Below are 24437 nucleotides of genomic sequence, written 5' to 3' on the forward strand. Positions count from 1 at the left end.
GCCATAGTCCATGCCGCGAACTTCTTATATAATGAATTAAACATTCCTGGTGATAAATTATTACCTTATAATCTACAATTTGTTTTTTTAAGTGAGTTCTTTTTTAATTGCCATAATCCAAGTGACCAAAAGAAAAAAGAATTAGAGCGTTGGTTTTGGATAACATCATATTCAGGTTGGTTTGCAGGAGCCAATAGCTCTAAGGTTAAGAAGGGATTAGATGCGATTCGAGAATTTGCCAAAACCGAAGAAGAAACTACAATTAAAATTGATTATGATGACTATACAGTTGAATTTCCAGATAAATTCGATTTTAGGTATGCTAGAGTAAAGACTCATATCCTTTTCTTACTTTCCTTAAACCCAAGAAATCTCGAAAGCGGGGAAATTCTGAATGGTAAAGAATTGCTGAGCGAATCTGGCAGTAAAGCTTTACACTATATATTACCTACTTTTACTGATCATGCTAATAGAATAATTTTAGGGCCAGTTAAATATGGTTACGCAAAGAAAATATTACTGGATGAATCATTTTTGTATAATAGTGAAATATTAGCAAGTCACGCTATAACCCCTAAAGCACTTGATGCCCTAAAGCAAGGGAATGGTCAAGATTTCTTAAACATTAGACAATCCGAATTAGAACGTCTAGAAGAAATATTTATTAAAAGAAAGGATATTTCTAATATTATTCCATTCAATAGAAGTCCCGTAGAAAAGCAGCTCGATCTTTTTGTCAATCCTAGTACTCAAAACTTTCGCGGCAATAGCTTAAGGAAATTTGTTATCACGCAAAGCCACAATGGAGAATATCGCTTTAAATTAAGGGCGTCTAATGGGGAAGTACTTTTAGTAAGTGAAGGATATATTTCCCTATCTGGGTGTGAGAATGGAATAAATTCAGTTAAGGTTAATTCTCAACTTGAAGATAGATTTGAAAAGAAAACATCTACAAATTCCAAACATTACTTTAATCTAAAAGCGTCTAATGGACAAATCATTGGCACCAGTGAAATGTTTGAAAGCTCATCAGCTCGAGATAATAGTATCACAGTCGTTATGGCAATTGCCCGGGATGCGATAATTGAATACTAAACCCTTAAAAAAAATGAACAACAATAGCTAGCTAAAAAAACTAGCTATTGTTGTTCATTTTTTTTCTCTGAAATATAGAGTACTGCTGACAAAATATCAAAAACCTTGGCTTTGTTCCCAAATTGGCTAAAATTTAAAATGAATTACTCTGTATTTAAAAATGTATCTTGGTAAAGATAGTTTTCCTCTTTGTAAAGCCTCGTAAACTCTACCGCTCCACGCAATCATTATAGAGCAAATTATAGAGCAAAAAAGAAAAGCCCGCGACTAACGCAGGCTTTGAAACTCTCCAGTGATCCCCTTGGGACTCGAACCCAAGACCCATACATTAAAAGTGTATTGCTCTACCAACTGAGCTAGGGAATCATTCACACCCGTTTGTTTAACGGAGTGCAAAGATAGGAATTTCTAAATTACTTCCAAATTTTATTCACTTCATTTTTAATTATTTATCTCAGCTACATTTCTGATATATATAAAACGCTATAAAAAAGCTCTTCCCGGCAACGCGGGAAGAGCTAAAATATCACGGATTAAACTTCGCATCCAGCATCTTCATAAAGTACCCTCCTACTACACTACGCGCCTGAAAGCCCACCATTTTACCATCGGTGGTTTCATGCCAGTCGCTGAGTGGAACACGTGTAGTCGTGCCCGTAGCATAGGTGTATAGTGGCTCAATGAATGCACTGAAATCAGTGGCGTTGTCAGTTAATACCGCCGTCCACATAATCCAGTCTGACTTGGTGTAAGTCTTGCGGCTATCCAGTGGCAGACCGTACTTATGTTGCTGCGTGAGATAGAAGTTTATTTCTTTCTTGTACACGTCAGTGGGAAAGAGATGAAAGTTCAGCACTTTGTCCCACACCATGTTGTACTTCTGGCTCCAGGTGTTTTTGCTTTCAAAAGCGAGACTAAAATGATCGCCATCATCTGCGAGTTTAATCCAGTTGGCGGCCATTTCTTTGGCGCTGTTTTCATATTTATCTGCTACAGCTGTTTGACCGCACATGCGCGCCAGCATGGCATATGCACGGATACCGGCGATAGCTTTAAGTGAGAGGTTGGTATTACGTGCGAGGTGACCTGCAAAGTCATCGGTACATAACTGGTTAGCGGGATCGAAGCCTTCTTTCAGCAGGTATTCGGCCCAGGTAGTTAAGGTAGTCCAATGTTTTTTGGCGTAGTCGGCATTGCCTTCTGCGCGGGCGATGGCGCCTGCCAATACGAGCATGTTACCGGATTCTTCTACCGGCATACCTTCGCCATATGCCTGACCGTTAGCCAGTGGATACGTACCCAGATCATGCGCCGCGTAAGGCTTGGTATATTTACCACTTTCAGAAAAATAGAAGATGCCATTCATCATGCCTTTCAGCAAATCAGGATTGTAAAGGAGAAATAACGGAGCAGATGGATAAGTGACATCTACAGTATTGATGCATCCGTTGCTGAAATTTTCTTTGGAAAGAAAAAGAATATCTCCCTGTGGACTCTTTACCAGCTTATGTGCGGAGATGGCTTGTCTGTAGGCCAGTTCGCAGAGTTTGGCGTAAGATTCCCCACCGGTACTCACGGCATCTTTATGTAGTTGTGCGTTGAATTTCGCGCACTTGTCAAGGATGCTGGCGTAGTCGGTGTAAGCCACGTTCAATTGTTTATCGATGGTTTGGGTGGCATCATTTTTCCACCAGGCTTTGAGGTTGGTATTGAAATACTGAAGGGCAAACAGGTCGTCATAGCCGAGCAGAAACAGTTGTTCTTTAGCGGTGCTGTTGACGGTGCCCAGGCTCACAACGGTACTTAACACGAGGTCCTTATCCTGCTTGGTGCCGGGAGTAGTGCCGTTGGCAAATGCCTGCATGGCATCGTTAGCAGCGCTGATGTATTGTACAGGATGTGCGGCGGTTGGTGCGGCCACATACATGTAGCCCCAGTCGATACGCAGGTCATCTCCTTTTTTCTTTAGTACCGGCTGCTCTTTGGTGCCTGCTTTTAAAACAGATAGCTTGCCAGAGGTATATTTAGTAGCCGTAACCGGCTGTGAGGGCACGTTCACACTCAGGTTGGAAGAAGCGCCGAAATATACAGCTACCTGGTGGCTCGCGTTGTCATTGGCGGCTACCTTATAGGAAATATAAGATACAGGTCTCGACAGCAGCATCAGGTCATCCATCAGCAATGGAGAGGTGAACGTAAGCGTGAGATCTACTTTGCCGCAGGTGAAGTTATAGCTGGTTTGCGTGGCATTGATGTTCACGGCAGTCTGTACCCCGTCCTCTATGCCTTTCTCCCCGGGAGCGGCAGCTAATCGCGAAATACCGGCATCCAGGAAAGCGCCACCGGCGGTGTTCAGGATATGAATAGCCAATACATTCCCTTTGCTTTTTAATTTACTTTTTGCGGCATCTGGAATAGGGAGATAAATATATTTATTCAGCCAGCCTTTGTAATTGTAAATCTCTTCTCCGTTGAGGTATACTTTAATATTATCATCGTGAGATATCTTTAAAAATAACTCAGCAGATGATAAGTCACCTGCATCGAATGTTCTCCTGGTCCAGAGGTCATGACTATGCCAGGGAGTGCCGCCCATGCCGGAGTTATCGCCGAACGGCGCTTTGCCAGTCTTCCAGGCTTTATCGTCATAGGTAGCCTGCATCCAGTCATCAGCCGGAGCTGTTTCGGTATACTTTACCTGGTACGCCTTTTCATCGCTCGTTGGCACAACCGCCTGATAGCTTTGCACGTTTTGTCCGAGTACCCGATAGGTAACGCCATCTACTTTTACCAGGCCCGTGAGGGATTGGGAAGCACCCGTCCAATGAGTAGTGGAGCTGCCATTCAACTCATCTGTGGTCGACCAGATACTAAAATAAGGATCATGTGTGATCAGTGGATAGGCCGGCGCCTGCTGTTGTGCTGCCACACTGCCGCCCAGGCCAAGCAATGCTAAAAATGCAAGTGTTCTCACCATAACGTGATTTAAAACAATTAAGTGTAGAAAATACTATTATTGAATCTATTACATTTCTGCTGTGAATTATCACCGCTCATAAAAAGGAATAGCATTCGTTACATATCTGTTACAAACACCAATAGTACTAGCCGGGGCAAAAAAATGTCAGAGAAATAAAAAAGCGTAGACCCTGCGAACGCCTTGGAGGCCCTGAGAAGCCTTGTCAGTACGTTATTCAGATCTACGCGTATCTTAAATTAATTAAATTCGATACAGGTAAGGAGCGCAAAAATACACTTTTACATCAAATTTTACATTAAATCTTATTAAACTACCCACGAAACAGCACAAACCATTCCGGATGCGCACGAATCAATATGGCAATGCCCCATATCAGCAAAGCCATGCCCAGTACGCCCCAGCCCTTCCTGTTCTTCCAGCTCGAGCCGAATACCGCCGGCAATTCCCAATACTTGATGAGCACATATACCACCAAACCTCCCATGCCCACCCAGGTCAGGAAAAGCAGCTCCCGTTGGGCCCCCACCATCAGGGCGGCAAACAGGAAGATCAGCGTCATTGCCTGCAGCCACCAGTAATTTCCGGGGCCACAATGCGTCACTTCTGCAATCGACAGCACAAACAACAGCCCAGCCACGAAAATGGTCAGCATCAGCAGCGACTCATACAATAATACCGGTAACACCAACAAGATGATCCATATTACTATTGATATCACGATATAAGCAGCTAAGCGCCGGTCCTGGGCTCTCAGATGAGACTCCCGGAATGGAAACAACACCCGGCTTACAATCCCTTCCATGCCACGCAACGGCGGCAACGCAAATATGCCGATCATCACCGGCACAATCACTTCGTAACGGTACCAGGTATCCGGACACACCCACATCACCCGGAATATCGCCACGGAAACGAGTAAGGCAGGAACAGATATATTCACAAATATCCTCAGCGGGCTATACTCATTACTATAGCTGCGCCGGATAACATCCACATACTGCTTCGCACCATGTTGACGTGTAGCGATCGCCGTTAGTTGCGTCCATATCAGCGCAAATCCCAGGTGGATCACCGCCGTCCGGAGCATCACGTCCGACAACATCGGACCAAAGTAAACGATGGCAATGCCCACTACCAGCAGTTCCCAGCTGAGCATACGTGGCGAAAACAGCAAGCGGAATACCCCGGAAAAACGCAACACCAGCCATTTCCATATTCCCGGCATATACTTACCGAGCAACATTAGCAACGCAAAGGCGCCTATCAGCCCTGCCAGCCCCAGTAACAGCCGGGAAGCGGTAAACACACCCCGGAGTGCCTGCAGACGGGAAGGCTTCTTAATGGAATACACCAGCTCTGTATTAGCCAGTAGCTCCGTAGCCAGCAACTTTCCATCTTCTTGCGAAATATTGGTCAGCTCCGCTTGATGCTGCCGCCAGAAGCTGTCTGCCTGCGCCGGAGTTGCCCAGGTGTTTAATGTACCATACTGGTACAACAATGTTTTTTGCTCTCCACTAAGGGAGGCCAGTATTTTTGCCAACGCAGCATCCGTTGCAAATGCCACCTGGCCGATGGTTAACAGGAACAATAGTATTTTTATAATGCGCATAATGCCATAAAAATAACAAAAAATTGCACTTTATATAAACAAAAAAGAGCGGATGACTTATCGTCATCCGCTCCTATAGTTATGTATTGCTTTATTATCTTCCTGCTCCAAACCAGCTGTCGGGCACCGGTTGCAGCTTGCTGCCATTCACACTGTATTCCAGTTTAAGGGTATAACCACCGCCACCTTCTACAAATGCTACCTTTACCGGATGCCAGCCTTTCTCCAGTGCTACCTGCCCACTCTTCTGAAAAGGAGCATGCCAGCCATCATTATTCACTACTTCCTGGTCATCTATATATAATATTCCTCCGTCATCAACGGTCAGGTAAAAACTGTAGATACCGGTAACGGGTACGTTGATGTAACCCTGTATGCGGGCGCCAAATGCACCGCCACCCTTGCCCATTCCTTCCGGAATAATGGCATTGTTTACGCGGATGCTGCTGTCGGACTGTTCTTTTATTTTAGCAGCGCTTTTAAAAGTACCTGCATAGTAATCCAGTTTCAAACCCGGACGCGCATCCTTAACCACGGTAGCTTTGCGGTAAGCTTCTTTGCGGTAGTGCAGCGTATAGATATCGCCACGGTTACCTGCGGGACTGAAAGCCGCCAGCTTAATGGTTTGTGGCTCACTGATGGTATAATGTGCCGGCAATACGGTGGCATTATCACCAGGAATAGTGCCGTCTGTAGTATAGCGGATAGTCATATCCGTTAGTGGCTTCTTCACATCCAGCGTTCCATTGTCTACAAATACATTATCTTCTGTAAACCCATCCAGGTCAGGTAAACGATAGTGTACACCCAACAGATCCAGGCGCTTGTATTGTTCGTTCAGCCGTTGGAGGTAGCTGTCGTATTCGTTGCGGTTTGTCCATAACACTTCCGCCAGGGCAGTCATACGTGGCATAAACATATAGTCCACGCGTTTTTCTGAAGGAATGTATTCTGTCCAGATATTCGCCTGTGCTCCCATAATATGGGTGGCTTCATCCGCCGTTAATCCTTTGGGGATCGGTTGGAAATGATATACGTTATAAATAGAATTACGATCAGGCACACCATCGAAGTACAGCGGATTTCCGGGTGTCATGATCACCTGGTTGCCATGTCTGGCTGCCTTTACCGGCGCATCAGGTACCCATGAGCGCCAGTACATCAGCACGGCAGTAGGACTGATACCACCTTCCAGGATTTCATCCCAGCCAATCAGCGTTTTACCTTTCGACTGGAAAAATTTCTCCATCCGTTTTACGAAATAGCTTTGCAGCTCTTCCACCGTTTTCAGGTTGTTGGCCTTCATCACTTCCGCACAGCCAGGCGCTGCGGCCCAACTGGTTTTCTCTACTTCATCGGCGCCGAGGTGAATATATTTGGAAGGAAACAATTCAGCGATCTCGGTAAACACATCTTCGGCAAACTTAAAAGTAGATTCGTTACAAGGACAAATCGGTGTGGAGAAGGTTTTCCCCCAGCCCAATTCACTGCTGCAGGCCAGGAACGGATAGGCCCTGATGGCGGCCATCATATGTCCGGGCATATCTATTTCAGGAACAATTTCAATATGGCGTGCAGCGGCATAACGGATCACGTCTTTCATCTGCTCCTGCGTATAGAAGCCACCATACAATGTTTTACCATCTTTATGGATGATGTGCGAGGTGTCAATGGCCATATCAGGATTGTTCACCGCCTTTTGCATACACACGGAATCCTGATTGTTGAATTCCCGCCATGCGCCCTGAGACGTCAGCAACGGGTACTTTTTTATTTCAATGCGCCAGCCCTGATCATCTGTCAGGTGCAGGTGCAGCTTGTTCATTTTATATAATGCCAGCAGGTCAATGAATTTTTTCAGATAATCCACTGAGAAGAAATGACGCGACACATCCAGGTGCATACCACGCCAGCCGTAGGCCGGATGATCTTTCAACTGCATCGCAGGAAGAATAATTTTTGTCAGATCGGGTGTATTGACATCTTCTATGCTGGCAGGCATCAACTGCCGCAATGTTTGAATGGCACGGAAAAAACCGGTGCCCGTTTTCGCGGTGATCAGCAACTGCGTTCCGCTGATATCCAGCGTATAGTCCTCCTCTCCTGCCAGCGCAGGGTTCTGACGCAATACAATCGCTCCTTTCACCGCCTTCTTCGCAGTTGGCAACGGCTTACCCAATGCCTGGGTCAACAACAGTTCCAGTTGTGCCGTTTCAATTAAAAATGGCGCAGGGTCCTCCGGCAATACCAGGCTGGTAGCCGGTGTGATCACAAATGTGCCGGTTTTAGCCACCAGTTGTTGCGGATAGGGAATAATGGGGTAGCGCGGTGACTGCGCGGAAGTAACCTGCAGCGCTAAACACAAAGCCCCTGCAAGCCAGAAAAGTTTCCTCATAATAATATCTCGTTAAAACATGATTCCAAAGCGCAAACGTAATAAGAATCAACCCGTTAACCTAATGCGATCTTCTCTAATCCTGCGGCAAAATTGACGACTGTGCGGGAAACATCTTTATAAAAAACAATTTCCAATATGGATACACTAATCTTTATAGTCATCAATCTTCAGCAGGGAAAAAAATTCTTCTTCCGCAAACTCCTTTACTTCTCCCGGCTGCAGGTCGCCCAGCAACAAGTCTTCAATAGATACGCGGATCAGGCGCTGACAGCGGTGATGCACCGCTCCTACCATCTTTCTTACCTGGTGAAATTTTCCTTCTGTCAACGTAATCGTTAACCAGGTATGTGGTGCATTATTAGGTAACTCCCGGGGATGATCAAATAAACCAGGAGGACGGTCTACGATGTTTACGCGACAGGGGGTGGTAATATATTCCTGTCCTTCAGCAATGCAAATGGCAACGCCTTCTTTTAGCCGCTGTAAAGTAGCTTCGCTCATGATGCCCTTTACCCTTACCAGGTAAGTGCGCTCATGTGGCGCCTTGCCCTGGAATAACAGCCGCGTTACTTTTTTGTTGGTGGTTAATATTAATAATCCTTCCGAATCATTGTCCAGCCGTCCGATCGCATGCGTTCCTTCCGGAAAATCAAAATCCAGTTCCCCCAAAAGTCTCACCGGGTGCGAGCTCACAAACTGCGAAACCATGTTGTGTGGCTTATTAATAATAAAGTATCGATCCATATAATGGTGGCAAAGTAAAGAATATTCCAGCGGATGTTTGTCTCATCCGGGATGATACTGATTACAACAACAATATATCTATCCGGTGTGCCTGTACCAGCTGTTGCCGGGCCGACCAGGAAAATACGGTGAAATAGCCATCCTGTGAAGCCACCAGCGCATGCGAATCGTGCTGATCATGCACAAACTGTGCGGCCGACAAATGCCGGGTACCACCAATCGCCGATGGATGGATCAACGTTGGAATACCACCTTCAATCGGCTCTGCCAGCAATACTTTATCTACCGGCCAGGCATCTTTGGCCCGGGTTATTTTAGCGCCAAAGGCGAGTAATTCCTGCTGATCGTTGACAATGGTAGCCCCGTCTACAGCAGTAAGACCGGTAATATTTTCTACTTCTCTCCGAAGGGCATTCTGCCAGAAAATTTCTGTTACACTTTTACCATCATAACGCAGCAGATCCGCTACGCCTGAAAAAGCCGGATGGATGGGATATTGCAGCGGATGTATGATAGAGTCGCGCCAGGCATCACTTTTAGAAGGTGTTACCAGCAAAATACCGCCCCGTTTATGTGCCCGCATGGATACGGCGATCTGTATCAGCACATTCACCCCATTATTCCATAAACAGGAAGGCGTGAGGCCCAGCAGTGATTTAAGGATAGCCGGGCTATCGGGCAGCAGGCCACTGTCTTCATTCACCACCTTTATCTGGTCGCCGCGTAATACGGCCACGTTGGTAAATTTGCCCAACCCGGCAGCGCGACGGTGTTTCACCACCAGCAATCCCGGCTCGGAAACGTCCAGTACAAAACAGAGGTTCGGTAATTTAATGGTCGTTCCCCATACATACAGTTCATCTCCCTCAAACCACACGCCCACATGTATGCCCGGACGTTCTACACCCGGTGCCAGCTTGGTGAGCAGCTGTGGCGTGAGCAACAGCGGCTTCTCAAACAATAAAGGCTTACCTGCCTGCGACGGTGACAAAAATGCCAGTGATATACGGATTGGGTTACCTTCTTCTTTACGTAAACTGGCCCAGAAGGCCACATCAATAATTTTCTCTACCTGCCGCGAGGTAGGTACCACGGCGAGGTCATCTTCCCCTTCCTCTTTAGCAGTAGAAAGGTGCTTCTGAAAATGTGCTTCTATAGTCCCGGCTACCTTAGCGGCGGCCTGATACGTTGCTTCATTAACTATTTCCATAATGCCAGGTTCACTTTTAGGTCCGGATTAAACCACTAAATTAAGGCTTTTCAAAATGTCGTAAAAAAAGAGCTTTTAGGAAATGCAGCGAAGAGGAACATAACATTATCATTCCCATTATTCCTTCGCTGCATTTCCTAAAAGCTAAAAGCTAACAGCTAATAGCTAAAATAATATTACTCCCGGCGAATTTACGGTTAACAAGCTATGTTATAAAACAGTAATTTGCCTCTACTGTAACCACGTATGGAAGTCAATACCTATAATGAAAGGGAACTATTGTTAAGTCTTGCAAAAGGCAATGACAATGCTTTTGCCGCTGTATTCCATCACTATCGTCACCGTATATACGCTATTGCTTTCCGTTTACTGGGTTCTACCTCACAGGCAGAAGATACCGTACAGGATGTTTTTCTGAAGATGTGGCTGAAACGCCAGGAGCTACATGAAATCAGTCATTTTAAAGCCTATCTTTTTACGGTTACACGCAATCATATTTTCRCCGCACTCAAATTACTGGCCAGGGAACAGCTCATGGAATCAGAACTCTCTGCTACCATGGTCAATAATATAAGAGAGGCTGCCATGATTCAAAAAGAATATGAACAGATTCTCCTTAACGCCATCGCTCAGTTACCTCCTCAACAAGGACTCATCTATAAATTAAGTAAAGAAGAGGGGCTGAAAAGAAATGAAATTGCGGACCGCCTGCAATTATCTCCCGAAACCATCAAAGTGCATCTGGCCAACGCCATGCGCTCTATCCGCGCCTTCTGTCTGGCACGTATGGACCTCAATACTTTCCTCCTGCTGATATGCCTTTGCTGCTAAATCGAATTTTTTTTTCGGGCCACTAACCCATCCGCTCCTTTTTATCGTCTCCTTATTCAGACACCATTATCAAATCGCTTTTCATGACAGTATCCCGTTTCAGATACCTGTTCAGTCGATACTATTCCGGGCAGTCCACGCCGGAAGAACAACAGGAATTTATGCTCCTGGTAGAAAAGACAGAACATGACGAAGAACTAAAGCAGCTGCTGGATGAACTCCTGCTGGATGCGGACGACGTTGGCACCATGCCCGACGATACCGCCGCCAACATGTTACAGCAAATCATGCAAACAACATCCGGCGGCGTTACACCAGCCCGCATCCGGGTAGTACCACTCTGGAAACGGGCCGCCATTGCCGCATGTATCCTGGCAGCGATTTCCGTTACCGGGTATAAACTGTATAAGAAAAGCAGCCCTGCCAACATGCCTGTGGCCAGCAGCCACCCGGCCCAGCCCAAAAATGAAAAGGCCAGACTCGTACTCGGCGACAACTCCGTTATTGACCTGGAACAAACGGATACAACTACCGTAGCAGTACAATCAGGTGTATCTGTAAACCAACAGGGGAATCTCCTTTCTTATAACAGCAGCAATTCCATTATCACGCCTACTGTCAATACCATATATACCAACAAAGGTGGCACCTACCAGGTAGTACTGCCCGATGGCACCAAAGTGTGGCTGAACGCCGCATCCTCTATCCGCTTCCCTACCGCATTTACAGATAGCACCCGGGAAGTAGCCATACAGGGAGAAGTTTATTTTGAGATAGCTCCACAAGCTAACCAGCCCTTTATTGTAAAAACCAATACCACGAAAATAGCCGTGCTGGGCACCCACTTCAATGTCATGGCTTACGAAGAAGAAAAAAATATCTGTACTTCTCTCCTGGAAGGCGGGGTGAATATTATCAACGGGACATCGGTAAGACGTTTATTACCCGGACAACAGGCACTGGTAAACAGAGAACATAATGGTATCAGCATCAGCAACGCAGATGTAAATGCCGCCATCGCCTGGAAAGAAGGACGCTTCGAATTCAATGGTAATATCAAAACAATTATGCGGGAGCTGGCACGCTGGTATGATCTGCAGGTGATCTATGAAGGCGAAGTAACCAATAAGTCTTTTGCCGCTACCTTTTCCAGACAGGATAGTCTGAATGATATCCTCGAACAATTAGAATTAACAGGTACGATACATTTTAATATAGCAGATAAAACCATTACCGTAAGTCCTTAAAAAAAAACCTACAATCGATAGTTATGAAAAGAATGATCAGTCAACCAAATTCGACAACAGCTTAACACTTGTTCTAACATCCGGCAGTGAATAACGACAGACGACAGGCACGTCAAGGCGTAGCTATGTCCTCACTTACCAGAATCTATTCATCTTATTAAACGCACATGATGCACCTTTTACAAAAAGCCCGCCACCTCAAATGGCGTGGTACATCAAACCAAAAACTATTTCGCTTTATGAAACTAACCTTCGTATTGCTGCTATCCCTGGTGCTGCAGGCTAACGCCAACGGATATGCGCAGTCAGTCACCCTGCACGTAAAAGCCGCTTCCCTGCTGGAAGTGTTTAAAGCTATCCGGCTACAAACAGGGTATGTGTTTGTCTTTGATCTGCAGATGATCGACAATGCCAAACCCGTCAACTGCTCACAAGACGGCGCTCCGCTGGAACGTGTGCTGGAAGATATCTTCAGAGACCAGCCACTCGCCTATTCCATTGTTAAAAAAACAATCATCATCAAAAAGAAAACGGTCATCCGCTCCTCTGTCCCGGAAGTTGCCCGTATTAAAATAAAAGGGCAGGTGACAGAAAGTAACGGCAACCCAATGGTAGGCGTTACGGTGGTCAACAAATCCGGCCGCTCCAATGCACTCACAGATGACCTGGGTATTTTTACGATTGAAGCCAACCTGGGCGACAGCTTATTATTTACCATGATCGGCATGGTACCACAAACGGTGGCCGTAAAAAGTGATAAGCTCATTAAAATAGTGATGCAACAAAAAGTATCTGATGTAGGAGAAGTAGTGGTGGTTGCCTATGGTACCCAGAAAAAAGCCAGTATGGTAAGTGCGGTCACCAGCATCAACCCTAAAGAGCTGAAAGGTCCTACCAGCAACCTTACTACCATGCTGGCCGGCCGGCTCTCCGGTGTTATTTCCTACCAGCGTAGTGGCGAACCGGGAAGAGATAATGCCAGCTTCTTCATTCGCGGCATCACCACTTTTGGTACCGGTAAAGTAGATCCGCTGATATTGATTGATGGAATGGAATCCAGCACCAATGACCTGGCCCGCTTACAGCCCGATGATATTGCCGGCTTTTCTATTTTGAAAGATGCCACCGCATCCTCCCTGTATGGCGCCAGGGGCGCCAATGGCGTGGTACTCGTGACCACTAAATCCGGTGTGGAAGCAAAAACATCTTTTAACGTACGTTTCGAAAATTCGATTTCCAGCAATACCCGCAACTTTCATTTTGCAGACAACATCACTTACATGAACCTGGCCAACGAAGCGGTGCTCACCAGGAACCCGCTGCGGGATGTACAGTATTCACAAACCAAAATAGACCATACTGCTGCCGGCGATGATCCACTGCTATATCCAAATAATAATTGGATAAAGCAACTGATCAAAGACTACACCATTAACCAACGCACCAACTTTAACCTGAAAGGCGGCGGAAAAGTAGCCCAGTTTTATGTAGCAGGTACTTACAATGTAGACAATGGCATATTGAACGTAGATAAACGAAACAACTTTAACAGCAACATCAAACTAAAAAATTACTCGCTCCGTTCCAATGTTAATATAAACCTCACCCCCACTACTACCGCCATTGTACGTACTTACGGACAGTTCGATGAATACAACGGACCTGTAGGCGGCGGTGGTAGCCTGTTTTCACAAACGATCTGGGCCAACCCGGTGATGTTCCCGGCGGTATATCCCTCCAGTTACGCACCGGAATTGAAACATCCGTTGTTTGGTAACGCCATAAAACCCGGATACAACAGCATACCGGGCGATGGCGGCAACCTCTATAATAATCCTTACGCCAACTCAGTTTCCGGTTATTCGCAATACAATACTTCTACCCTGCTGGTGCAGGCAGAATTAAAGCAGGACTTTAAGTTCATCCTGCCAGGACTGAGTGCCAGGATGATGGGATACACAGAACGTTATTCTTATTTCGATTTAACCCGTCAGTATACTCCCTATTTCTATACCATGAAATATGATCAGTATGATAAGGTACCTCAACTGACTTCACTCAACACCAATGGTACGGAATACCTGAACTATAGTCCGGGCAGTAAAACCATGACAACAACTACCTACATGGAAGCCGCCGTGAACTATAACCAGGACTTTAATAAAGTACATAGTGTTTCCGGTATGCTCATCGGCCTATTCCGTAACTACCTCACTGCTAATGCCGGCTCGCTGCAGTCATCACTGCCCCACCGTAACCAGGGTATTTCCGGCAGGTTCACCTACGGCTACGACAACCGTTACCTGACAGAATTTAACTTCGGCTACAACGGCTCTGAAAGATTTGCCAGCAATCACCGCTTCGGATTTTTCCCCTCTGCCGGTGTTGCCTGGAATATACAGGAGGAAAGCTTTTTTCAGCCACTCAAACATACCATCGACAAACTGAAGCTGAGAGCTACTTACGGCATCGTAGGCAATGACCAGATCGGTAATGAAAACGACCGCTTCTTCTACCTCTCCGATGTAAATATGAATGACGGCGGCAAAGGTGGTTACTTCGGTGAAAGAGGAGAATACTATCGCAATGGTATCTCTATTAACCGCTATGAAAACAGGGAAATCACCTGGGAACAATCCTATAAAACAAACCTCGGTTTGGAGCTGGGCTTGTTCAATGCGGTAAATGTACAGCTGGACGTATACCAGGAACATCGTAAAAACATCCTCATGACCCGCAGCACCATCCCCAGCACCATGGGGCTGAATGCCTTAACACAGGCCAATGTGGGCGAAGCTTCCGGTAAAGGAGTGGATCTCGCGGTGGACTATACGAAAAGTTTTAACAATAATTCCTTCATACAGTTCCGCGGTAACTTCACCTATGCCACCAGCAAACTGCTGGTCAATGAGGAGCCTACTTATCCRGAAGCTTACCGTTCACGCGTAGGGCAATCACTTTCACAGAACTATGGATATATCGCAGAAAGATTATTTGTAGATGACCAGGAAGTGGCCAACTCTGCTTACCAGAACTGGGGCCAGGTAGTGATGGGCGGAGATATCAAATACCACGATGTAAATGGTGACGGTCAGATTAACAGTGCTGATGCAGTACCCATAGGATTACCCACTACACCGGAAATCACCTATGGATTCGGATTTTCTTTTGGCTACAAACAACTGGACCTTAGTTTCTTCTTCCAGGGCTCTGCCAGGTCTTCTTTCTGGATAGATTCCTACAGTACCTCACCATTTGTACTAAATGGCGGCGGCCAGCATGGCCTGCTACAGTCTATTGCAGACGATCACTGGAGTGAAAGCAACAGGAACCTCTATGCTTTCTGGCCGCGACTGAGCGACTACTTTGTGGCTAACAACAACCAGACTTCTACCTGGTGGATGCGCAGTGGCAACTTCCTGCGGTTAAAATCAGTAGAGATGGGATACACGGTACCCAAACGCCTGCTGGACCGCATACACATGACCACCGCCCGCATCTATGCCAATGCCTCTAACCTGTTTGTGATCAGCAAATTCAAAACCTGGGATCCTGAAATGGGTGGCAACGGACTCGGATACCCGGTGCAACGTGTAATAAATCTGGGCATTAACCTGGGACTTTGATTCACCGATTAATTGTGCAAAATGAAACATATCACTACTACATTATATACCCGCTCCTTCCGCCAAAAAGCGCTGCGCATACTGCTATGCACATTGCTGCTGCAGTTTACTGCCTGCAAAAAATTCCTGGATGTGGTACCGGATAATATCGCTACCATCGACAACGCGTTTACTATGCGCGCAGAAGCAGAAAAATATCTTTTCACCTGCTATTCTTATCTCCCTAAATCTGCTGATTTTGGTGCTAATCCTGCGCTGCTTTCCGGTGATGAATTCTGGATGGTACGCCCTTACAGCACCGATGAATCCCCATGGCAAATTGCACAGGGCTTCCTGAGTGCTAACGTCATCTATATGTCGCAATGGAGTTATTACTTCAGGGGACTCCGCGATTGCAATATCTTCCTCGACAATATTAATAAAGTGGTAGATATGCGCCAACCCGAAAAAGATCGCTGGATTGCGGAAGTAAAATTCCTCAAAGCCTACTATCATTGGGTGCTGCTGCGCATGTACGGTCCTGTTCCGATTATAGATCATAATCTTCCTATCTCCAGTCCTATACAGGAAACCCAGATACCGCGCCTGCATGTAGACACTGTATTCAACTACATCTCCCGCCTGCTCGATACCGCTGCTATTGGCTTACCGGAACTCATTACCGACAGATCCACTGAACTGGGACGTCTTACCAAACCCATTGCACTTTCCATCAAAGCACGTATACTGGTCACAGCCGCCAGCCCACTGTTTAATGGTAACCCGGATTATACCGGTTTTAAAAATTACGATGGTACGCCGCTGTTCAACCCGGCATACGATCCCAACAAATGGACAAAAGCGGTTGACGCCTGTAAAGCTGCCATCACCGAGTGCGAAAAAATGGGGATGCTGCTATATACCTTCGATCAGCTGGGCGTCATTCTCTCTGATACCATGACCAGGCAAATGTCTTTACGCAACAGCGTTTGTGAAGAATGGAATCCGGAAATCATCTGGAACAATTCCAATGCGATGAACTACGACATGCAGCGGCAGATGATGCCCCGCCTGGATCCCGCCCGCATCGGTAACGAATCCGTAGTAGGCAGCGTAGCTCCTACCATGAAAATAGCCGATCAGTTCTACACAGATAAAGGCGTGCCTATCAATGAAGATAATACCTGGGACTATGCCAACCGGCTGAAGTTAAGAACCGCCACCAAAGCAGAAGGAGAACTCATCCAGGAAGGCTACACCACTGCCGCCACCCACTTCAACCGGGAACCACGTTTCTATGCCGACCTCGCATTTGATGGCGCCATCTGGAGCATGCAGAAAAAAACTTTTCATATAGAATCGAAGGCCGGCCAATGGCAAACCAGGAAAAACATTTACGATAATAACGTGACCGGTTACTTCTGCAAAAAAATGATCAACTGGAAAAATGAAATACTGGAAGGACAAGGCCTGTATGTGAAAACCTACAGCTGGCCAGAAATGCGCCTGGCAGATCTCTACCTGCTGTATGCAGAAGCATTGAATGAACAAAGTGGTCCTGAAGCGGAAGCATTCAAATACATCGATAAAGTAAGAGCCCGTGCAGGATTGCCCACCGTGCAAACCGCCTGGACCAACTACTCCAAACAACCAGGAAAATTCCAGACCAAAGAAGGATTCCGACAGATCATCCACCAGGAAAGACTCATAGAGCTCAGCTTCGAAGGTGCCCGCTTCTGGGATCTGCGCCGCTGGAAAAAAAGTATGGAAGAACTGAATAAACCGGTTACCGGCTGGGACGTAGATCAGTCAGATCCAGCCTTCTATTACCGCGTCAGAACATTGTTCCGTCAAACATTCCAGACACGGAATTATTTCTGGCCGCTGGATAGCTGGGATTTACTCAATAATCCCAAACTGGTGCAAAACTTTGGATGGTAACTTTTTCCACTTACGTAAACAGCCGACAACATGAAACCGTATAATTTTTTAACATGGCTTACCGGCGCTATGCTCCTGCTGGTAGCCGCCTGTCAGAAAGAAACACACGCGCCGATAAATACCACGGGAAGTAAACCGGATGTACTGACAAATCTGAACATCACCAATATGCCCGGTGCTGCTAAAATCAGTTACAGCCTCCCCGATAATAAAGATATCCTTTACGTAAAAGCCGTATACAATATCCAATCAGGAAAGCAACGCGAAATAAGATCATCTTACTATAACAACTTCCTCGTTGTAGATGGCTTTGGCGATTCACTCGCCCACGACATCTCCCTGTACGTGGTAAGCCGTAATGAGGTGGCATCCGATGCCGTGGTTACGAAAGTAAAACCATTGTCGCCCCCAATGATGAACGTACGCAACTCGTTAATAATAAAAGAAGATTTCGGCGGTATCAACGTGGCCTTCACGAACGATAGTAAAGCAGATCTGGCCATCGTTACACTCACCACAGATTCCTCCGGCGTATTTGGTCCGGCGGATGTGCATTATACCAAACTGGAAAAAGGCAATTATTCTGTGAGAGGCTATGCTGCCACCAAAAGGAAGTTTGGCTTTTATGTAAGAGACCACTGGGGTAATCAATCAGATACCATCCTGCAGGACCTTGTTCCCATCTTTGAAAAACTCCTCGACAAAAGTACTTTCCGGGAAGTAAAATTACCGGGAGATACCGACTTCGGCTGGGGCTACCCTATCTCCGGTTTATGGAATGGCACCATGTGGCACTCCGCCGATAAGCTGGATGGATTCCCCATGTCCATCACCTTTGATCTGGGCATCACTGCGCAGTTGAGCCGCATTGCATTATGGCAACGCCCTAACGAATGGATCTACCTGCAGAACAACGTCCGCAAATTTGAAATCTGGGGATCCGTGAACCCTGCCTCCGATGGCAGCTGGGATAGCTGGACCCGGTTAGTAGAACATACCGTGATAAAACCTTCCGGTTTACCAGTGGGACAAAAAACACAGGATGACATAGATGCCTCCATCGCCGGTGAACAAATGACCGTGCCACTGAATGCGCCCAAAGTGAGGTACATACGCCTTAAAATTCTACGTACCTGGACCGATGGCGGTTATGCCGCTAACATCCAGCAAATGAAATTCTGGGGTAACGACAAATGATGATCATCTACCTAAAAAAAAATTTATGCGCACACTTAGCTATATCATAGGCTGCCTGCTGCTATTTTCGGCTTGCCGCAAACAGGATGACTATAAAAGATTTATCGAAAAAGGAGAAATACTTTACACCGGCAAAGCCGATTCCCTGCAAGTACATCCGGGACGTAACCGGGTACAGCTCTCCTGGCTGCTCATCGCGGATCCCAAAGTCAGCAAATCAAAAATCTACTGGAATAACCGGAGAGACTCTGCTGTCATAGCTATTAAACGGACCTCCGGCGTTGATACCATCCGCTTCATTATTGACAAACTGGAAGAAAGGGCGTACGGTTTTGAAGTGTTTAATTATGACAAAGACGGTAACATCTCCGTAAGAACAGAAGCGAATGGTTTTGTGTATGGTAGTTTATATGAAGATGCATTACTCAGCAGGGCATTAGGTAATACAGAAATGAAAAACGGCAATGCAGTGATACCCTGGGCAAACATTGWTACCACCGGCGGCATCATCGGTATGCAACTGCAATACTCCACCAGCGATCATGTACTGCACGACACCATCATTCATGCAGAACCCGAGATGCAGATAACTACGCTGCCGAATTATCTTTCCGGCAGTAACTTCCGCTACCGTACCCTGTATATTCCGGATCCGCTGGCAGTAGATACTTTTTATACCTCGTTCGCTACCTCCGGTATAAAAGAAGATGTCACGTTAACATATATACTAAATCCTGGCGCTCCTTTCATCCGGGATGCGGTACAAATGCCTGGCGGGCGTTTCGGGCAGCTGAAAGACTGGAAATATAACAGTGAAGCTGGCAGGAATGGTACCTATGATGAAATAGACGGACAAGGCCGACTGACACTCTGGATCTGGGATAACGGCACCATCACCAATGGTAAAATATACCAGACCTTTACACTGCCGCCAGGAAATTACAAGTTTGAGGCAGATATCTCCAACATCGACAACACCCTCGAAAGCACTTACCTGGTAGTGGCTGCCGGAAACCAACTGCCTGATGTTAACCAGATGAATACTGCGCTGGGCTTCGCAAAAATTGTCGATAACAACAATAAATATGCATCTGCCGGATTTAGTTTGTCCGCTACCACTACCGTTACCGTAGGGTTCACCGGCACCTATACCTCACCCGCAGAACAAACCATCCGTGTAAATAAAGTATTACTGATAAAAGATAAATAACGACACATGCTAAAGAAACAACTGCTGATAGCAGCACTGCTATTCAGTCCGCTCATCTCCGTGCAGGCACAGGAGTTAAAAAGAATAGGTACGGAAACAGCCGCACAGAAAGAACAACGCATGGCCTGGTGGACACATGACCGCTTTGGAATGTTCATCCACTGGGGCTTATATGCCATGCCCGCCAGGCATGAATGGGTAAAGCATAACGAGCAGCTGACCAACGCACAATATCAAAACTACTTTGACTTATTTAATCCCAATCAGTTTGATCCGAAATCCTGGGCCAAACAGGCAAAGGCTGCTGGTATGAAGTACGCCGTACTCACCACCAAACATCATGAAGGCTTTTGTCTGTTTGATTCCAGGTATACCGACTACAAAGCCACCAACACGCCCGCTAAACGCGACCTCGTAAAGGAATTTGTAGATGCATTCCGCGCAGAAGGTATTAAGGTAGGTTTCTACTATTCGTTGATCGACTGGCACCATCCTGACTTCACCATTGACGTGGTACATCCGCAACGCCCATCCAATGGCGCTGACAGCACTTTCGCCCGGTTGAACCAGGGCAAAGACATGAACAAATACCGCCAGTATATGCGCAACCAGATTACAGAACTATTAACCCGCTATGGTAAAATAGATATCCTGTGGCTGGACTTCTCCTATCCCGGCAAAAATGGTAAAGACAAAAATGACTGGGATGCAGTAGGACTGCTGAAAATGATCCGCAAACTGCAGCCTTCTATTATCGTGGATAACCGCCTGAACCTGGATGAATACGAAGATGGCGCCGACTTCCTCACACCTGAACAGGTAAAAGTAGAAGAGCTGGCAAAGTTCCGTGGTAAAACATGGGAAACCTGTCAAACCTTCTCCGGCTCCTGGGGATATTACCGCGATGAAAACACCTGGAAAAGTACCCACGAATTACTGCAACTGCTGATTGGTTCCGTAAGTAAAGGTGGTAACCTCATCCTCAACGTTGGCCCTACTGCCCGTGGTGTATTCGACTACCGCGCACAAAGTGCCCTCGGCAATATCGGCGACTGGATGAAAGGCAACAGTGAATCCATTTATGGCTGCACCTATGCACCCGAAACCTTTCAGGTCCCACAAAATACGATGCTGACCTACAATCCAACTACGAAAAGATTGTATGTACACCTCCTGGATTACAATGCCCGCGTTGTCCTCCCAGGCTACAAAGGCAAAGTAAAATATGCCCAGTTCCTCCACGATAACTCCGAAGTGAAATTCGCCGCCGATGGAGATAATAGTGTGGTATTATCTCTCCCGGAAAAAAAGCCGGCAATGGAGATACCAGTAGTTGAACTGGTTCTGCAGTAATAGAATTACGAATTAGGAATTACGAATTACGGATTTGTAGGGAGATAGTAAACGCGGATACCATCCGTTGTTATCTCCACACAAATCCGTAATTCGTAATTCCTAATTCGTAATTCTCAACCTTTCCCGTTCCCGGTTGTTTACGTTGGTTAAACCCGATCATCATGAAAGCAGCACCAGGCATACAGGTAAAAGTAACCCCTGACGGTCCTTACGAAGTTTCCGGCACCGTACCATTGCGACTGGAAACCATTGGCACCAACGTACATAAGGAATCCGTGAAATGGATTCCCGGCAAAGCCTTCACGCCAACAGAACAACCTTTTTATCTTTGCAGATGCGGACATTCCAAACACAAGCCCTTTTGTGACGATACCCATTTAAAAATCCGTTTTGAAGGCACCGAAACAGCAGGACATACGGCCTATGTAGAAGAAGCCGAATTGCTGGAAGGTCCGACGCTGCTGCTCACAGATGTACAGCACCTCTGTGCGTTTGCACGTTTCTGCGATCCTAACGGACAGGTATGGAGTATGGTCAATGATTCCGATGATCCTACTGTGAAGGCGCAGTTTATCAAGCAGGTAGGCGAATGTCCATCCGGCCGCCTGGTAGCCTGGGACCGGGAAACACAAACACCCATAGAACCCAAACTGGAGCCCGCCATCGGCATCATTGAAGATCCTGCCAAAGATATCAGCGGCCCCCTGTGGTTGCAGGGTGGTATCGAAGTCATAGACGCAGACGGGGTACCATATGAAATACGTAATCGCGTCACTTTATGCCGTTGCGGCGCCTCCGCTAACAAACCCTTCTGCGACGGTTCACATGCGTCTATGGGTTTTAAAGATGGCCTCGGGTGAGGAATTACGAATTATGAATTACGAATTACGAATTACGAATTACGGATTTATGTGAAGATAATAGCGAATAACCTTCGCGTTTACTATCTTCACATAAATCCGTAATTCGTAATTCGTAATTCGTAATTCATAATTCCTATCGGTTCCTTTATGAAAAAATTCATTTTCTCCTCCTGCATTGCTGCCACTATGCTTTGCGGTGCTGCCAACGTAAACGCGCAAACGCGCAGTTTATTCAATTTCAAGGACCTTAGCGGCTGGCATATAGATGTTCCTGCCATGGACAAAGACAAAGCCGTGAGCAGTCCTTTCCTGGTACGCAATGGTGTAGTCGTTAGTCTGGCTAACCCACAGGGGCATCTCATTACCGATGCCAGCTATGAAAACTATCGCCTGGAAGTACAATACCGTTTCCCCGCTAAACCGGGCAACTGCGGTGTACTGGTATTTGCCTCTACTCCCCGCGTATTGTACGGCATGTTTCCGAAATCAATAGAAGTGCAGCTGCAAAACCAGGATGCCGGTGATTTCTGGTGCATTGGTGAAGACATCACCGTTCCTGACATGGAAAAACGCCGCGGTCCCAAAAGTGAATGGGGCGCAGTAGATGGTAAAAAACGCCGTATCCTCAACCTCACCGATGGTTCAGAAAAACCGCTGGGAGAATGGAATACCATGATCATTGAATGTGTGGGCAACGCCATTAAAGTATGGGTAAACGGCGACCTCGTTAACTACGGTACGCAGGCCACTGCCCGCAAAGGTCAGATTGCACTGCAGGCAGAAGGCTCTGAAGTGGAATTCCGCAAAGTAGACCTCACCCCTATTAAAGCGCTCTCTGAAAAAGGACATTGATATGAAGCTACCCGAAGCCTGCGAAAACATGCAGGACATACGCACCGAGATTGATGCTATTGACCATGAAGTGGTGCAGTTGCTGGGCAAACGCTTTGCTTATGTAAAAGCAGCGGCGGCATTCAAAACGAGTGCTACCGCCGTACAGGCGCCAGAGCGGTTTAAAGCCATGTTACAACAACGAAGAGAATGGGCAACGGCCGCAGGGTTAAATGCAGACGCCATTGAAAAAATGTACAGCGACCTCGTTAAACATTTTATAGAAGAAGAAATGCAACACTGGCAGGCCAAACAATAGCCCGTCATTTTTGTGCCTGCTTTTCTGCCTTTTCTTTTTCCTGCTGTGCTTTTCTTTCGCGCTTCGCCTGTTTTCTGAAATAGCCACGGAACAGGAAATTATTTCTCACGGCCATCATATTGGTATCCAGCTTTTCTGTGCTGCTTTCCAGGTTATAAATGGTGGCTTTGAAAGCATCCGCCAGCAATGTGTCCTGTAGCAACATGCCTATAGGCGCATTGTGGTTGGCCATGTCGGCTTTGATGCCGGCGCTGGTGGCCTGCAGATCCTGTACCGTTTTATTGGCATTGTCAGCCACATTATTCATTTGCGCCACTGCTGCACGCAAATTTGAAAACACCATCGTATCCGTCACCAGGTCATTTGATAATACACCTTTTGTTTGCAGCTTGGAAGCGTATAACGACAAGGCGCTGGTCAGCCGCCGGGTATTGACCACGGCATCGTTCAAACCCGCCATGGTGGAATTCAGATTCTTGTAAACGGAATCATCTGTGAGTAATTTACCCAACGTACCTTTTCCGTCTACCATTCCTTTGGTGATGACTTTGAGGTTATCCGTAATTTCTACCAGGCTTTTATTATTTACCTGCAGCGTGTTCATGATTTCTTCTGTGCTTAATCCACTGCCAACATGAAGCTGGTCACCATCTTCAACCACCGGTACATTCGGGGAGCCACCGGACAACATCACAATCTTGTTACCCATTAAACCTTCGGAACTGATACGGGCCTCCACATCTTTATGGATAAACTCCTGCGAGCTCTGATCAATATTCATCACTACGAGGATTGCGTTTGTTCTCACAAAGCTGATTTTTTTCACCGTACCTATTTTCACCCCGGAATACAGGATGTTCCGGCCCACAGCCAAACCATTCACATCTTTAAATATCGCTTTTACCTGGACAGATTTATTGAATAATTTTTGTTGTTTGCCAAGCATCATGACCGCCGTCACAAAAATTGCCAACCCCAGGAATACAAAGATGCCTACAATG

At 46.4% G+C, this 24437-nt stretch carries 17 protein-coding genes and 1 tRNA gene; 11 read left to right on the forward strand and 7 right to left on the reverse strand.

The genetic code is table 11. The annotated features are described in order from the left end of the window. Positions 1-1095: DUF1508 domain-containing protein (locus tag AC1DP6_RS34955; RefSeq protein ID WP_477059038.1), on the forward strand; the 1095-nt coding region annotated here is incomplete at its 5' end. Between the two features lie 293 nt (positions 1096-1388). On the opposite strand, the gene AC1DP6_RS34960 is transcribed toward AC1DP6_RS34955, so the two are convergent. From AC1DP6_RS34960 to AC1DP6_RS34985, 6 genes are all read right to left on the reverse strand, one after another. Beyond that, a tRNA-Lys gene (locus AC1DP6_RS34960) sits at positions 1389-1461 on the reverse strand. Positions 1462-1621: 160 nt separating this feature from the next. After that, positions 1622-4072: a glutaminase family protein gene (locus AC1DP6_RS34965; protein ID WP_477059039.1), complete on the reverse strand. Its 2451-nt coding sequence runs from the start codon at positions 4070-4072 to the stop codon at positions 1622-1624. A gap of 313 nt (positions 4073-4385) precedes the next feature. Next, positions 4386-5684 (reverse strand): hypothetical protein, encoded by a 1299-nt coding sequence (locus AC1DP6_RS34970; protein ID WP_477059040.1) that lies wholly within the window; start codon positions 5682-5684, stop codon positions 4386-4388. A 94-nt stretch (positions 5685-5778) separates the two neighbouring features. Beyond that, positions 5779-8079 (reverse strand): family 20 glycosylhydrolase, encoded by a 2301-nt coding sequence (locus AC1DP6_RS34975; protein ID WP_477059041.1) that lies wholly within the window; start codon positions 8077-8079, stop codon positions 5779-5781. Positions 8080-8226: 147 nt separating this feature from the next. Next, positions 8227-8826 carry a pseudouridine synthase gene (locus AC1DP6_RS34980; RefSeq protein ID WP_477027354.1) on the reverse strand — a complete coding sequence of 200 codons (600 nt, stop codon included), beginning with the start codon at positions 8824-8826 and terminating at the stop codon, positions 8227-8229. Between the two features lie 61 nt (positions 8827-8887). Further along, entirely contained in the window at positions 8888-10036 is a 1149-nt protein-coding gene (locus AC1DP6_RS34985; RefSeq protein WP_477059042.1) for a putative sensor domain DACNV-containing protein, read from the reverse strand. Between the two features lie 246 nt (positions 10037-10282). Between AC1DP6_RS34985 and AC1DP6_RS34990 the strand changes: the two genes are divergently transcribed. From AC1DP6_RS34990 to AC1DP6_RS35035, 10 genes are all read left to right on the forward strand, one after another. After that, positions 10283-10867, forward strand: a complete 585-nt coding sequence (locus AC1DP6_RS34990; RefSeq protein WP_477059043.1) for an RNA polymerase sigma factor — start codon at positions 10283-10285, stop codon at positions 10865-10867. 83 nt (positions 10868-10950) lie between these two features. Then, positions 10951-12114: a FecR family protein gene (locus AC1DP6_RS34995; protein ID WP_477059044.1), complete on the forward strand. Its 1164-nt coding sequence runs from the start codon at positions 10951-10953 to the stop codon at positions 12112-12114. Between the two features lie 239 nt (positions 12115-12353). Next, entirely contained in the window at positions 12354-15740 is a 3387-nt protein-coding gene (locus AC1DP6_RS35000; protein WP_477059045.1) for a SusC/RagA family TonB-linked outer membrane protein, read from the forward strand. 21 nt (positions 15741-15761) lie between these two features. Beyond that, positions 15762-17660 carry a RagB/SusD family nutrient uptake outer membrane protein gene (locus AC1DP6_RS35005; protein ID WP_477059046.1) on the forward strand — a complete coding sequence of 633 codons (1899 nt, stop codon included), beginning with the start codon at positions 15762-15764 and terminating at the stop codon, positions 17658-17660. Positions 17661-17690: 30 nt separating this feature from the next. After that, positions 17691-18857, forward strand: coding sequence for a DUF5000 domain-containing lipoprotein (locus AC1DP6_RS35010; RefSeq protein WP_477059047.1), 1167 nt, complete (start codon positions 17691-17693; stop codon positions 18855-18857). Between the two features lie 25 nt (positions 18858-18882). Then, positions 18883-20067, forward strand: a complete 1185-nt coding sequence (locus AC1DP6_RS35015) for a DUF4998 domain-containing protein (RefSeq protein ID WP_477059048.1) — start codon at positions 18883-18885, stop codon at positions 20065-20067. 6 nt (positions 20068-20073) lie between these two features. Continuing rightward, complete coding sequence (locus AC1DP6_RS35020) at positions 20074-21420, forward strand: alpha-L-fucosidase (protein ID WP_477059049.1); 1347 nt, start codon at positions 20074-20076, stop codon at positions 21418-21420. 164 nt (positions 21421-21584) lie between these two features. Further along, positions 21585-22283 (forward strand): CDGSH iron-sulfur domain-containing protein, encoded by a 699-nt coding sequence (locus tag AC1DP6_RS35025; protein ID WP_477059050.1) that lies wholly within the window; start codon positions 21585-21587, stop codon positions 22281-22283. 150 nt (positions 22284-22433) lie between these two features. Beyond that, positions 22434-23138, forward strand: a complete 705-nt coding sequence (locus AC1DP6_RS35030) for a 3-keto-disaccharide hydrolase (protein WP_477059051.1) — start codon at positions 22434-22436, stop codon at positions 23136-23138. Position 23139: 1 nt separating this feature from the next. Continuing rightward, a complete protein-coding gene (locus AC1DP6_RS35035) occupies positions 23140-23436 on the forward strand; it encodes an isochorismate lyase (RefSeq protein ID WP_477059052.1) in 297 nt (98 codons plus the stop codon). Positions 23437-23440: 4 nt separating this feature from the next. On the opposite strand, the gene AC1DP6_RS35040 is transcribed toward AC1DP6_RS35035, so the two are convergent. Continuing rightward, positions 23441-24437, reverse strand: a 997-nt coding sequence (locus tag AC1DP6_RS35040) for an MlaD family protein (protein ID WP_477059053.1), incomplete at its 5' end; no start/stop codon positions are given.

The organism is Chitinophaga sp. 01L420, assembly GCF_056399985.1.

Bases quoted from the DNA above. Each gene is read 5' to 3' on its own strand.
- AC1DP6_RS35005 (WP_477059046.1), top strand. From the start codon at position 15,762: ATGAAACATATCACTACTACATTATATACCCGCTCCTTCCGCCAAAAA.
- AC1DP6_RS35035 (WP_477059052.1), top strand. From the start codon at position 23,140: ATGAAGCTACCCGAAGCCTGCGAAAACATGCAGGACATACGCACCGAG.
- AC1DP6_RS34965 (WP_477059039.1), bottom strand. From the start codon at position 4,072: ATGGTGAGAACACTTGCATTTTTAGCATTGCTTGGCCTGGGCGGCAGT.
- AC1DP6_RS34980 (WP_477027354.1), bottom strand. From the start codon at position 8,826: ATGGATCGATACTTTATTATTAATAAGCCACACAACATGGTTTCGCAG.
- AC1DP6_RS34970 (WP_477059040.1), bottom strand. From the start codon at position 5,684: ATGCGCATTATAAAAATACTATTGTTCCTGTTAACCATCGGCCAGGTG.
- AC1DP6_RS34985 (WP_477059042.1), bottom strand. From the start codon at position 10,036: ATGGAAATAGTTAATGAAGCAACGTATCAGGCCGCCGCTAAGGTAGCC.
- AC1DP6_RS34995 (WP_477059044.1), top strand. From the start codon at position 10,951: ATGACAGTATCCCGTTTCAGATACCTGTTCAGTCGATACTATTCCGGG.
- AC1DP6_RS35010 (WP_477059047.1), top strand. From the start codon at position 17,691: ATGAAACCGTATAATTTTTTAACATGGCTTACCGGCGCTATGCTCCTG.
- AC1DP6_RS35030 (WP_477059051.1), top strand. From the start codon at position 22,434: ATGAAAAAATTCATTTTCTCCTCCTGCATTGCTGCCACTATGCTTTGC.
- AC1DP6_RS34975 (WP_477059041.1), bottom strand. From the start codon at position 8,079: ATGAGGAAACTTTTCTGGCTTGCAGGGGCTTTGTGTTTAGCGCTGCAG.
- AC1DP6_RS35025 (WP_477059050.1), top strand. From the start codon at position 21,585: ATGAAAGCAGCACCAGGCATACAGGTAAAAGTAACCCCTGACGGTCCT.
- AC1DP6_RS35020 (WP_477059049.1), top strand. From the start codon at position 20,074: ATGCTAAAGAAACAACTGCTGATAGCAGCACTGCTATTCAGTCCGCTC.